Here is a 12,909-nt window from a genome sequence, read left to right as displayed (position 1 = left end):
CTCAGGTAAATCCATAAGCTTCCGCAAGTCAGCTCCGGGATCATCTTTGATAGTGAATATCTGTTACTTTCGCTTCCGTGTCGGCCAACAATTTTGCGGTCTCATCGTTGTAACCAGCCATTCACAAGACTGACGATCTCCTTCGCAGCGCTATCGGGATGCGGACCTGTAAGCAAAATCACCTCACTATCCGTGTCATCGCCCAGTAGCAGCACAGGTGTATGGGCGTCGGAGCCTTGTTCAGCCAGATGCGTGACCTGGACTTCGGCGCGCGTGGACGTAGTCAAGGGATATATAGTGCGGCGAGCCCCGAAGAGATGGCGTACATGTAGTTCGAACGTACGGCTTGAACCGTCGAAGACCAAACGCGTCCTCCGGATCCAACCATATGCATAACCAAAGCCCAGAAGAACAAAGGGGGCGCCCATAACGAATCCAACGATCGAATCTTGGTCAGCGGCGATACTTCCGCCAACGGCAACGAACAAAAGCGCAATGCAGATCGTCGTGATACCAAGCGCCTGTGTAACGTCTTCGGCGATGACAAGCCGTTCCGGCGAATTTTGGATGATCTTCACGGCGACAGTTCCAATACGACGTATTACGCTGGCAGATAATGTATAAAAAACGCTATTTTATCTTTAAAAACAATTTTTAATGGCGGAGCGACAGTCCGCAATATAAATTAATTAAAAAATTGTAATAAATATAAAAATTACGGATATTATGTTATAGTACCACACTTTATACCACTATGTAATCTTTGAGAGCGTCATATCGATGCAGGTATGATAGATGCTGAGCAGATGAACGACTTCCTCGATACGGATTTGAGGATGTAGGAATGACGAGGAAGAATCTTCCCAAGTACGTATACAATGACCGTGGGTATCGCGCGCTATGCCTCCTAGAGACCAAGCAAAAAGGCTGTTTCCAAGTCGAGATTTCATTGAGGAAATGCATGCTCCAATTTCTATCCATCACTACCAAGCAGGGTAAGTTTTACGCCAGCAATCATCCTGTGGTTGGTTTCATGTGGAACAGATTTGCTTTGTGGCCTAAAATTTATACAAGATTGTTTTGTTAAGGATTCTATTTTCATGCGTTTTTCATTGCTCTGTATTTCCGAAAATTTGGTATCAGTTCACGATGAATGACCGTAATGGAACCAACTTCAATCAATGGGACCTGATGGAAAAGTCAGGAGTACAGGCTGAACCACCTGTTCTGATTGTCGAGACAATCAGTGGGATTACACCGCTGGACGATCAGTTTGGCGTTGATGACAAGAAAACTGTTCCAACCGCACTTTATGATCTGTTTTTCGGCCACCTTGATCCGAGTGACGTCAACCCAATTGCCTTGGGCGACACCCTGGAAGATGTTCCGCATCTGCAAACCTACGCCATTCTTGATGCAGCCAAAGTTACCAACCTGCCAGAGCTGCTGGCCATGTCAGAGCTGGAGCATCGCTGCCTATTCAAGGGGCAAGCCGAGGATAACCTGAGATCTGTCGCGCCTTGGATCGTGAAGCTGGAAGAGGGCAATGCCTTCACCCGGCACCTCTTTACTCATGAAAACGATGTGCCATGGTATCTATGGGACAAAGAGCCGGGGATCTATATTCGATCCCTAGCTACTTTGGATCAGCTTTGGAAGCACTTCAGGAAGTTTACACGCCTGCAAGATGAAAACGGGAAACTATATTATCAAAGGTTTTATGATCCAAGGGTTTTGAAATATCATCTTGAAGGTATTCAATATTCAAGTGAACGTACAAAACAGCTATTTCATGTACGATCCGCCGAAGACGTCGCACGTTTGATTACAATTAAAGATAATACTGTCCATATTTTTCAGATAAACCCTGATACTGATACAGAGCAAGAAACCATACAGCCTGTGCTGGAACTTGATATTCGCTACACGGAAACCTTCTTACGGGATTCCATTGTCATTTTACGGGGACACACACCCGAATTAATAAGCATTCCGGATGATGATCTGTTGTGGATAGCCCGAACTCATTTAATGAGTTTCCATCATTTTGATCTGAAAACAAAGCCTGTGATTGCAAACGCGCTTGCAATAACGTGTCTCATAGGCAAACCATTAACAGACTTACCGTCCGAGGATCAGGCTATTCTGCAGACCCCAGGACAATCGCAATTCAAACGCACAACGACTTTGCTTCAAATGATTAAAACCCGGATCAATACTTCAAATGACACAATCCTACCTGATAACGGATGATTTAACCGACTATCTTGGCGTTCTGCCTGATTGGTATATCCAGACCTTGGAAGATCGCGAAGAAAACGCCTGTGATGTTTGTCCCGATGAATGGATCGAAATCAGCCTGACCGATTTCGATGGCGTCCCGATCACCGGGGAACCCTGGTTTGTTTTCCAGCTTGGAACGGATGCAAATGCTGTTTCACCAGCCGCGGGCGAGATTGACCCATCGCTGAACGGTGCAGGACAAACAACCCCCACACGTCTGCCATTGCTGCTCGGCACAGAACGTGTGGATATCGCATTCGGGACCGATACCATGGTGACGCGAAATCTGACGGATGAAGAGTTTGGCGACGAATATTTTGAGCAGTTATACATCGAAGACAGTCCCGCAGAATACGATGGCCCGTTAAATATTCCAACAGATCATGACGGTCTTTGGCGGGCAGGCGCACAAGCCATCAATGAGATCAATGCAGCAAGAGCACACAACATACCAAGTGTCGCGCTGGTGGACATGCTAGGTGAACTTGATCTAGCTATCCGTGCAGCGTTGGGTGTCTATGAAGATATTTCACTCACGGCGCGTAATAAAGCCGAAGCCGATATGATGTTGGTGATGCAGGGGCGTCCGCCAGATTATCATCTACTGGACGGTATGGAGCAGATGTTCACAGATGCGGAGTTTGCATTTGAAGGTCGCGCTCCTGCGGTGTTCGTAGGTCCTGACGGTGTTGTATATGGCGACAACGTTATGGACATTTGGCAATCACCCTACACCGAAGAATTTCAATGGTGGCGCCGGATCATCGGTCTGTTGAATATGATCGCCGATTATACATTCTTTTCCGAACGCGACGCAATTTTTGAAGAGCGTGAGGCAGAAGAAGCAGAAGCGGCGGGGGAAGATTTTGGATTTTCAGGGCTGTTTGTCAGTGCCGCACATGCCAGTCCAAACCGAGGCGGGTCTGGAAGTGGCGGTGTAAACGGGCGAGGTGGTGGTCGGTTTATTTCAAGCGGTAAAGGCAGTAATCCAAGACGTAATCTACCCGCTCGAAGCCCGACAAATGCCCATAGCAAATTAAGCAGTAGAAAACCAAGCAAACCCAATCGCACGCTCAATTTAAAGGGCGCAAAGTTTCAGGTTCGTGAAGCGATGGACCATTTTTTTAGGGGCGGTGGTGTTAAGGCTAATGGTCAAATTTATGGTGGGCACACCACAACGACATACACAAGAGATACCGCAGCAGGTAGTCTTCGCCATATTCGGAATGAAACGCATCCTAGTGGCTCAGGCGCATGGCGTGGAATATCAAGAAATACGTATCAAGGCCGACGACAAGCAGGGAGCCAAGGGCAAGGAGGTACACCTTTGGGCGGGCAGTACATCAGAAACCAGCCTAAAACAGTTGTTGACTTGAGTGTTCGGGGGCCATTTCAAGTTATGCGAGATTTCAGGCAAGCGTTACGAAACGCTGCACAGGGCCAAGTATTTAAAGCAAATTCTTCTTATCAAACAATATCAGGATACACCAATACAGGAGTAAAAATGAGGTTCCATATCTCAGGTCATGGAAACGGGTCATACACAATCAGGAGCTTCTACTATGACTTTTAGAAGGGATGCTGAATTCGAAGCATATGCAAAAAAAACCTATCCTCTGATAAGTTCAGACATATTTAACACATTCAGAGATAAGTACTGTTATTACCTCAACATGGATGGTGCTGAGAAAGGTATTGGTGTTGGGCATAATGGTGTCGAACTCTCAATTGGCATTATCATTTCCGATGATTACGCCAATTATGATCATCCTATAGAAGCATATGGTTTTGTCCGTTTCGGGTATGAATGGGAAGACGACATGGAAGAACGCATGTCCTATCCAGATTTCGTCCTTTTCTTGAAAGATGCCTATCGTGTGTTTGTTCTTCGGTATCCTGAGGAGCAGCAAAAAGCGAAAGCCGCTTTGGATAAAGCAGTCGCTACCATCGAAAAAATGCAAGCTGCGCATCTGAAGTGGAAAAAGGCCAACCCTGGTATGACCACTTAATCCGTCTGATATCGGAGATGGTAAATGATATTCGGATAAGTGTTTTTTTCGACGAAATTAAGAATGTCGATGATTTAAATATGGTTCTAGATGAAATTGTGTTGGGTGACGATACAGTAATAGGAGAAACTGGTATTCTACTACCTTATGCAATGAATGAAGTACACGGCGACAAATATCCAGGTATGATTGAGTTCCATAGCCCTATGGGCGAGTTGCGATTGACTTATGATGAGTTCAGCACGCTGCTTGAAAAAAGAACGAAATCATTTCGCTTTTTTACTAAAAACACACAGCCAAAACTGGATAAGGTTTTGAATATCATATCAAAGTGGTGAAAATGCACTAGCGGACTCAACACAGCGGACATAATGATCTGGTACCACGGTGGAAACCAGTCGTTCTTTGCAGCCACAAAGTGGGCCACGCGATCCTGAAAAAGCTGCCATTAGGAGCTGGAATTGACAGTGGCGGTAATGCTGCACCTACACCAAGGTCCGGTATGCGCAGGAAGCGGACTTTGCAAACTCTAATCAATAACGCCAAGCTGTCATTTATGGTTTCGCGCACCTTCATTAGGTGCGCCGGTCAACACGAACGCCGCTTCTCCGCTTCTAACAGCAACTATTTGGATACGGCACTCATTCTCTACGCCGAACCAAAGCTACAGAGATTTACCGAAAGACTGGCAATGGTCGCGCCGTACAACTTCTGCTCGATCACAAGAAAGTCGATAGCACTGTGCGGTATCTTGGCGTCGAGTTTGAAGACGCACTCAGCATTGCTGAGCGCATCGACATTTGAACAATTTTGGCGAGCGGCAATTCCTTTCGCCGAACCGCAACCGGCGAAATCCTCCGAAACCAACATTTTTGTTGCATTGGAGAACGCTGGCGCTCACCGAGAAGCAGTATTTTGGTGATGCGAAGCCTAAAGACCGACAAAGAACTGGATGATTACCGCATTCGCAAGGTCTACAAAAAAGGCGGACACCAGCGGCAAGATGATGAAAGCCAGGGGAGCCGGACCGTAGCGTTTGGTCACAGAGGACATGTTTGCAATCGCGGTGGGTGTCGCGCCGAGAGTGAAGCCCGCAAACCCGGCACTCAGGACTGCGCCCTGATAACTCCGGCCCATCACGCGGAAGAAAACGAGCATGATGAAGGCAACCGTCATCACCGCCTGAAGACCCAGAACAATCAGGATTGGCCCGCCCAAATCGGTCAATGTCCACAGCTGCAAACTCATCAGAGACATCGCCAGGAAGACTGAAAGGCAATAATCAGATATCACCGCGAGGGACTTGGTGCGGGCAGGCCAAGTGATCCGCGGCAACAGGTATGGGATCGTGTTTGACATTGCGATGCCCACCAACAGGCAGGGTACAAAAAGAGGTAGCTTCATACCCACTTCGAGAATGGCGAGGTGCAGAAAATACCCGATGAGCATCGCAACGTGTACGGCCAGCATCCCGCGCATCAGGCTGACGTGGTTGATCAGGTCTTCGGGGTTTTCTTCGTCATCGAACTCAAGACCGACGATGGGTGCCTCGTCCTGATCGCTTTGTAATCCGTTGCGGTCTATCAATCGCTTTGCAATCGGTCCGCCCAGAACAGCAGCCAAGATGAGCCCAAGTGTGGCTGCGGCTACACCCATTTCTGGCGCTGCATCGAAGCCGCTCAGCGCCTCAATCTGGGGACCCCATGCAATGGCGGTCCCATGTCCACCGATCAGTGAAGCGGAGCCCACCAGAACAGACGTTGCGGAGGGCAGCCCAAAGAAAGTCACGGCCAAACCGACCACGTTCTGCAGGACCATGAAGCCCAATGTCAGCGCCAGAAGCAGGACCAGCAAACGCCCCCCGCGAAACAAGTCTGCAATTTTTGCGTTCAAGCCAATAGTCGCAAAAAACACTACAAGAAGGTAGTCGCGCACTTCCAGATCAAAGGCGATCTGTGTGCCTGTCAACGCGAAGAACGACCAGGTCAGAAGGGCAACCACGAGGCCTCCGGACACCGGCTCAGGGATGTTGTAGTCGCCTAAAAAAGACACTTTGCGTGTTAGAAACGCGCCCAGAAAGAAGACCACAAAACCAAGCGTCACCGAGATGAATGCAGGGACGACGATCTCTGTCATGTACTACCTACACGCTTCGTGAAGGTAAGGTCAGGCAGACGCATCGACTTCGCCTTGCTTCACGTTGAAGAAGATCGCGTAGAGCGTCGGGACGATGATCAATGTCAGGATTGTCGCAAAGCTGAGGCCGCAGATGATGACAACGGCGAGGGATTTGAAGAATGGGTCCCAAAGCAGCGGTACGACGCCGAGGACTGTTGTCAACACGCCTAGAGAGACGGGTCGCACGCGGCTGACAGCCGCATCGACCACGGCGGACATGCGCGCTTTGCCGCCCTCTATCTGACTGTCCATCTCGTCGATCAGGACGATTGCGTTCTTAGTCAGCATACCGGTCAGCGACAAAACGCCTAGAATTGCCATAAATTCCAGCGGTGTCTGAGTGCCGGCAAGGCCGTAGATCACGCCGATCAGCGCAAAGGGTACGACCAGCCAGATGATGATGGTTTGGCGCCACGCGTTGAAGAGGAACAGAACGACAAGGAACATGGCCCCGAAGCCAATCGGCATGGTTGACGCAAGGCCCGCATTCGCCTCGGCGCTATTCCCGAATTCGCCTTTCCATTCCATGCTATACCCTGGCGGAAGGTCGATGGCTTCAATTGGGCCTTTCACCGCCTCAAAGAGATCTCCGGACAGAACGCCGGGCGCATTGTCGGATTGCGCGGTGATAGCCAATTCCCGATCGATGCGCCGCAGGTTTCCGGCCTCAAACACAATGTCGAAGCGTTCAACGACCTGGCTGATGGGGATGTAGCTGCCGGTTGCTGCGCTGAAGACCTGAATGTTGCGCATCTCGGCAATATCGTTGCGCGCCGTTTCGACCGGGCGCATGACCACGTTGCGCAACTCGTCGTCCTCCCGGTAGACGCCCAAGGTCGTTCCAGTCAGATGGCTGTAAATCGCATTAGAAATCTCGCCTTGGGTCAGCCCGACCCTGCGCGCATCGTCGATGTCGATCACGGGTCGAACCACTGGTATCTGCTCGCGCCAATCGTCTTTGACCGCGACCGCACCGGCTTGCGCCATGATGGCTTTGGCTTGCGCGGCCAGATCGCGCAGCACCGCTGCGTCCGGACCGAAGAACCGCGCTTCGATCTTCGATCCGCCGCCGGGGCCAAGAACGAACTTCCAGACCTTGGCGTTTGATTCAGGGTAGGTCTCATCAATGTGGGTCTGCAAATTCGTGCGCAAATCATCGATGATCGAGAAGTCTTCCACGTCGACAAGAACCTGACCATAGGCTGCATTACTGTTCTCGGATTCGTAGATCAGCATAAAGCGCAAATGTCCGCCGCCAACGATGGTGTTGGTCCCGGTAACCCCATCCAGGCCGCGTGCGAACTCGGCGATCTTCAAGATATCGCTTTCGGTGCGGGAGATGTCCGTGCCCTGCGGCAGGAAGTAGTCGATCACGAACTGCGCGCGCGTCGAGGACGGGAAGAAACCGGCAGGCACCCCGCTGAACATTACGATAGCAGAGGCAAAGAGGGCCACCACAAGTCCCACCGTGATCCAGCGCACGCGGATAGCAAGGGCGAGCAAACGGCGATAGCCACTCAGGATAGCGTTTTCCTGTTTCTCAGTGCCTTCTTTGCCCGCCTTGAGCAGCAAAGTGCAATAATAAGGCGTCAGCCAGATTGCAACGAGCCACGAAAACGAAAGTGCGATGGCAATGGTCCAGAACAGGCTGCCTGCATATTCGCCGGTATTGTCCGGGGAAAACCCGATCGGTGAAAACGCCAGAATGCCCACGACCGTGCCGCCCAGAAGCGGCCACATCGTCTGCTTCACGACGGCGCGCGAGGCCTCTGAGGCATCCTCTCCGCGCTGCACCCGCACGAGTGTTCCTTCGACAACAACGATGGCGTTATCGACCAGCATACCGAGCGCGATAATCAGCGCACCAAGAGAAATGCGCTGCATGTCGAGGCCATAAAGATACATGCCAAAAAGCGTGCCCGCGACGGTGACAAGCAAGATGCCCCCCATCAGCACGCCAGAGCGCAGCCCCATGAAGACCAGCAAAGTGCCGACAACAATCGCAAGAGCCAGAGCCACGTTGACGACGAAGTTGTCGACGGACGCTTTGACGCTCGCCCCTTGATCCGAAATGGGCAGGATTTGGATGCCGATGGGCCGGTCGCCTTCAAGCGCGGCGATACGTTCGTTCACAGCCTGCGCCATGGTCACGACATTGCCGCCCTGCGTGTTTGACACGCCAAGTCCAATCGCGGGCCGGCCATTCCGGTAGAGCAACGACGTCGCGGGTTCCTTTAATCCTCGGTCCACCGTCGCGATGTCGCCCAAGCGAAAGGAGGTGCCCGTTTGCGGATTAGTAATCAAAAGCGCCTCAATGGCCTCGATAGATCCGACCGCGCTTTCGGGGCGCACCAGTAGTCGCGCCGATCCCGCCTGGATCGATCCCGCGGGGGTCACGAGGTTTTGTCCTTCCAGAAGTTGTTGAATTTGCGACAGCGCGAGACCCAGTTCGATCAAGCGGGCGGGAGAGTACTCAACATAGATAACCTCTTCTTGTACCCCGTTCAGAACCACCTTGGACACACCATCTACGGTGACAAGTTCGCGCTGAAGGTCCTTGGCGTATTCATACAGGTCTGAGATCGTGAAACCTTCGCCGACAATCGCGTAGTATTGCGCATACACATCACCGAAATCGTCGTAGACTTGGCTGGGCAGTGCATTTGGAGGCAACTGAGACTGCGCATCCAGTATCTTGGAGCGCATTTGCGAGAACTTTTGGTTCAATTCCGGATAATCCGGCGTCGAGGCGATCGTGAATTCCACCGTCACCGTGCTGAGACCAGGCGACGAAACCGACCGCACTTCGTCCACGCCTTGAAGTTGTTGCAGCGCATTTTCAACGACTTCGGTAACTTCTTCGGACACTTCTTCAGCGGATGCGCCCGGATATGGGGTAATGACCTGCGCTTGACGAATAACGAATTCGGGGTCTTCAAAGCGGGGCAGAACAGTGTAAGCGAAATACCCTGCGTAGAGAATGAGCAGAGTGACGACGTAAGAGATCAGCCGCTTTTTCAGCGCGAAACGGGCGAGATCCATCAGCTCAATTCCCGACTTCGCGGATCGGGCGGATTGTCATGCCACTCTGTATTTCGCTGACCCCCGCCGCAACCACCACGTCTCCCTCGGACAAGCCGTTTGTGATGACGATACTTGCGCCATTGGCTTCCCCTAACTCGACTGCGCGCTCCAAAACGACGCCCTTATCATCGACCAACCATACAAACGGTTCGCCATCAGGCTTGGAGGCGATGGCCGAGAGTGGCGCAATCACCTGCATGCCCGCCCCTTCAGTTGACGCGACCACGTTGGCAACCATTCCAGGCAGGATCACCGCCCCTTCGGGCACTTCAACCGCCACGCGCCCGCGATAGGTTTGGGTGGCGCTGTCGGCCTGGACAGAAAACTCGACGAGTTCCGTTGAAAATTCTTGGCCGGGAAGCGCATCAAAAAAGGCTGTATTAGAAACTTGATCGGGACCGTTTCGCGTGAGTTCAGTGACGTCCGGGCCTGGAATGTCAAAGGCCAGATGCACGACACCGAGGCCTTGCAAGAGAACGATGCTCTGACCGGCCTGAACGTTCGAAAAGTTCTCTATATCCCGGCGCGCGATGATCCCGTCAAAAGGCGCAATTAGGGTGGTGTCCGCCAGTGCATCTTGCGCCACCTTAATCTGCGCATCTATCCCGCGAATGGCTGCCTCAGAGGCGGCAATCTCCTCAGGGCGTCCGCCTACCTGGCCAATGCGCAATTGCTCTTGCTGAGCGCGCAAATTGGCTTCGGCCACCCGAAACTCTGCCTGCGCGCCTTCAACTTGCGCGAGGGTTGACACCCCCCGGCTCAAAAGCTCTTCAACACGGGCTAAGGCCTCCCGTGTCTGGTCGACCTGCGCCTGCGCGGATTCGACGGCTGCTTCCAACGCAACGATCTCTTCTTCACGCGCACCGGCCCTTAGGGCGTCAAGCTGTGCAACGGCCTGATCGCGCTGACTTTGCAAGGCAGAAAGCTGGTTTTCGTAGTCGCGTTTGTCGATCTGAGCGATGACATCCCCCGCCTCCACATTGCTCGCGGCGCGGATTGGAAGGTCGATCACCTGTCCGGACACTTTGAACGACAGTTCGATCTCGCGTGACGGAAGCACTAGCGCAGGATATCGTCTGGAAATTGTGGCGTCTGTCGCCGTGATCTCAGCCACTTTTGCAGGGCGGATCGTCTGCTCTTGCGCACTACTCAATGTGGAGGACACGACGCTGACAACCGCCGCGATCGCAATGTTGCAATACCATTTCATGAAAACTGCTCCCCAAACGACTTAACTTAGTGTAGCATCTCAAAAAAATTCGAAAACCCGAAAGTACGAGATTGAGTAGCTTTCAACAAATCCTCTTGGGTTCCGGCCTGCTGGCCACAAGCGCAATCATCCACGTCTTGGCCGTCGCATTGAGCGTGCCTGTCTTCAAGGTCTTTGCTGGTATCGTCCCGAATGACAGACGCCCACTGCGCCGGATCATCCTCTTCCTGATGCTGACGATCGGTGTGCTCGTCGCTGCACACACGGTTCAAATCTGGACATGGGCAGTGGTCTTTATTCTGATCTCAGACCTGCCAGATTTGCCAACCAGTTTCTACTTCGCAACTGTTACCTACACCACACTTGGCTATGGAGATATCGTCTTGGGAGAAGGCGCGCGCATCGTCGCAACGTTCTGTGCGATCACCGGTCTACTGACATTTGGGATTAGCACGGCCTTTTTGATCGGCGTCTTATCGAAAGTGCTTCCAGAGAGTCTTGGCGACGAGTGACGCGATATCTCTGCATCAACCAGAAGCGGGACTCTGACAACAGTCGATACTCTCAGTTAGCTCGCGAGCGGCACTTTTGTTTACATCTGAAGCATCGAATCTGGCGCAAGGTCAGGTGCCTTGAGTGGCGTCGAAGCTCCTTGCCTAGAACGACCGGTTCGGTGAAATCTGCCGCAATACAGAAAATCATACGCTGCGGCCGTGAAGGTTTTCTGCGCCAGCTAAAGCCGCACGTGCACAAGGCAGCTCTGTCTGCTGACCGGCCAAACCGTCGCAAAATCCAATGTCTGGTTCGGGCTGGCACCAGTCAACCGACTAAAACTGTCAGATGACGGCAGGGAGCCCAGTCTTACACCTTTACAGCGTCGAGCTAAGACGGTTTTGTAAGGCTTCTATCGGCGATTCGAGGGTAGCAAGGTGTCCAGCATACCAGAACTTTTGCACGCAACTCTTGCTGCCGGAAACATGCAGGCGGCAAAACTCGACAGCGCGACACAGGTGGCAAATCGCGTTCTCTGCGAACACGGTATGAGCGACTACGAAACCGCCAAAGACCATGCAACGTACTGGAAAGAATACATTGTATTTCGCTACTATCATATCGCAAACCCTAGCTTGGCGACTGGGGGCGGAGCGATTTTAGTAGTGCGAACAAGTGATATGCTTGGCGGGATGGTCTATTGCTCCCACGATTGGCTCGACCAGGACATCGACGTCATCTACGAAAACATTCCAATCGCATTCTCTGTGTATGACGCCAAAGATTCTCAATGACAGCAAAGTCCGGCTGACCGGCCAAATCGCCACAAAATCCAATGACCGGTTTGGGCTGGCACCAGTCAACGGACTAAAACTGTCAGATGACGGCAGCGAGCCCAAAGCACGGGATGCTGCTGAATGCATGAACGTCAGCTTTGCGACTTCCGGCTGGTGACTTCAGCGCACCTATTGAGGCTTCCCAGCAGTATAGCCAATTGTTAGTTCTCGTGCACGAATGCGGCCGGCTAACCCATGGCATGGTAATATCGAAACCTCGTATGGAACAGGCAAGCTACCGTCCGGGAAGCGATCAATTCGGAGTTTCTCAATGACGTTTTGTTGATTGAAATCCTTCAACGACAAGTCAAAGATACCGTCAAAAGCGAAGTGTATAACCGCATGTTTTTCCAACACGAAATGGCCATCTTTGACTTGATTAGTCATATTCCAGTAGTGAATATTCAGTGTAGAAGTGCCGTTGCGCCTCAATGTAAAATCGAGGATCTCCGCATCATAAAAGTCAGGGACGCATCCGAACCAACGCAAAAGTTCTACTCCACCGGGGATGGTGTCATAAATTGAGGCTTCAGTTTCTCTTTTCATAGCAACTGACTAAACGAACATGTAGAGTATTGGCAATGTTTCAAAAGAGCTGTTCGACGTTGTATGTGCGGATGGCAGCAAAGTCCGGCTGACCGGCCAAATCGCCACAAAATCCAATGACCGGTTTGGGCTGGCTGCGATCGTTGACTGAGTCCAATTGTGGGCGATCTTGCTGCGGACCTACCCGTCCGAGTTTAGACCTTTGATCAATTCACCCTGCTGTTGATGTGAAACAGGCAAGTAACTTGACGCGGTTGTTGTGAAATTCTCG

General features: G+C 51.7%; 12 protein-coding genes and 1 pseudogene. 8 read left to right on the top strand and 5 right to left on the bottom strand.

Annotated elements, in window-relative coordinates; genetic code table 11:
- Window positions 1-101: 101 nt before the first annotated feature.
- A complete protein-coding gene (locus tag HRQ87_RS12150) occupies window positions 102-578 on the bottom strand; it encodes a hypothetical protein (protein WP_174138699.1) in 477 nt (158 codons plus the stop codon).
- 613 nt (window positions 579-1,191) lie between these two features.
- On the opposite strand from HRQ87_RS12150, the gene HRQ87_RS12145 reads away from it, so the two are divergent.
- The 5 genes and pseudogenes from HRQ87_RS12145 to HRQ87_RS12125 all read left to right on the top strand — a co-directional run.
- A complete protein-coding gene (locus HRQ87_RS12145) occupies window positions 1,192-2,253 on the top strand; it encodes a DUF4123 domain-containing protein (protein WP_174138697.1) in 1,062 nt (353 codons plus the stop codon).
- Entirely contained in the window at window positions 2,225-3,856 is a 1,632-nt protein-coding gene (locus tag HRQ87_RS12140; RefSeq protein ID WP_174138696.1) for a hypothetical protein, read from the top strand. Before HRQ87_RS12145 ends, HRQ87_RS12140 begins: the two co-directional genes overlap by 29 nt.
- Complete coding sequence (locus HRQ87_RS12135; protein WP_174138694.1) at window positions 3,846-4,292, top strand: hypothetical protein; 447 nt, start codon at window positions 3,846-3,848, stop codon at window positions 4,290-4,292. Before HRQ87_RS12140 ends, HRQ87_RS12135 begins: the two co-directional genes overlap by 11 nt.
- Before the next feature lie 17 nt (window positions 4,293-4,309).
- Complete coding sequence (locus tag HRQ87_RS12130; RefSeq protein ID WP_174138693.1) at window positions 4,310-4,630, top strand: hypothetical protein; 321 nt, start codon at window positions 4,310-4,312, stop codon at window positions 4,628-4,630.
- A gap of 292 nt (window positions 4,631-4,922) precedes the next feature.
- Window positions 4,923-5,096, top strand: a pseudogene (locus tag HRQ87_RS12125) (tyrosine-type recombinase/integrase); the annotation flags it as partial.
- A gap of 126 nt (window positions 5,097-5,222) precedes the next feature.
- Here HRQ87_RS12125 and gltS read toward each other — a convergent pair.
- From gltS to HRQ87_RS12110, 3 genes are read right to left on the bottom strand one after another with little or no spacing between them, the layout of a single operon-like run.
- Window positions 5,223-6,428: a sodium/glutamate symporter gene (gltS, locus tag HRQ87_RS12120; protein ID WP_174138691.1), complete on the bottom strand. Its 1,206-nt coding sequence runs from the start codon at window positions 6,426-6,428 to the stop codon at window positions 5,223-5,225.
- A 30-nt stretch (window positions 6,429-6,458) separates the two neighbouring features.
- Complete coding sequence (locus tag HRQ87_RS12115; RefSeq protein ID WP_174138690.1) at window positions 6,459-9,512, bottom strand: efflux RND transporter permease subunit; 3,054 nt, start codon at window positions 9,510-9,512, stop codon at window positions 6,459-6,461.
- Between the two features lie 4 nt (window positions 9,513-9,516).
- Window positions 9,517-10,764, bottom strand: a complete 1,248-nt coding sequence (locus HRQ87_RS12110) for an efflux RND transporter periplasmic adaptor subunit (protein WP_174138689.1) — start codon at window positions 10,762-10,764, stop codon at window positions 9,517-9,519.
- Between the two features lie 71 nt (window positions 10,765-10,835).
- Between HRQ87_RS12110 and HRQ87_RS12105 the strand changes: the two genes are divergently transcribed.
- The 3 genes from HRQ87_RS12105 (at window position 10,836) to HRQ87_RS12095 (ending at window position 12,210) form a co-directional block, all read left to right on the top strand.
- Window positions 10,836-11,276 (top strand): potassium channel family protein, encoded by a 441-nt coding sequence (locus tag HRQ87_RS12105; RefSeq protein ID WP_174138687.1) that lies wholly within the window; start codon window positions 10,836-10,838, stop codon window positions 11,274-11,276.
- Window positions 11,277-11,693: 417 nt separating this feature from the next.
- The gene (locus tag HRQ87_RS12100) at window positions 11,694-12,050 is read left to right on the top strand and encodes a hypothetical protein (RefSeq protein ID WP_174138685.1); all 357 of its coding nucleotides are present in this window, start codon (window positions 11,694-11,696) and stop codon (window positions 12,048-12,050) included.
- The gene (locus HRQ87_RS12095) at window positions 12,028-12,210 is read left to right on the top strand and encodes a hypothetical protein (protein ID WP_174138683.1); all 183 of its coding nucleotides are present in this window, start codon (window positions 12,028-12,030) and stop codon (window positions 12,208-12,210) included. The genes HRQ87_RS12100 and HRQ87_RS12095 overlap by 23 nt, the downstream gene beginning before the upstream one ends.
- Before the next feature lie 11 nt (window positions 12,211-12,221).
- Here HRQ87_RS12095 and HRQ87_RS12090 read toward each other — a convergent pair whose 3' ends face one another.
- Complete coding sequence (locus HRQ87_RS12090; RefSeq protein ID WP_174138680.1) at window positions 12,222-12,638, bottom strand: Imm50 family immunity protein; 417 nt, start codon at window positions 12,636-12,638, stop codon at window positions 12,222-12,224.
- Window positions 12,639-12,909 lie beyond the last annotated feature (271 nt).

Origin of the sequence: Parasulfitobacter algicola (assembly GCF_013315265.1) — a bacterium.
Lineage (GTDB): Bacteria > Pseudomonadota > Alphaproteobacteria > Rhodobacterales > Rhodobacteraceae > Parasulfitobacter > Parasulfitobacter algicola.
The sequence above is the reverse complement of the archived record's forward strand: the minus strand, read 5'-3'. Positions and strand labels throughout refer to the sequence as shown.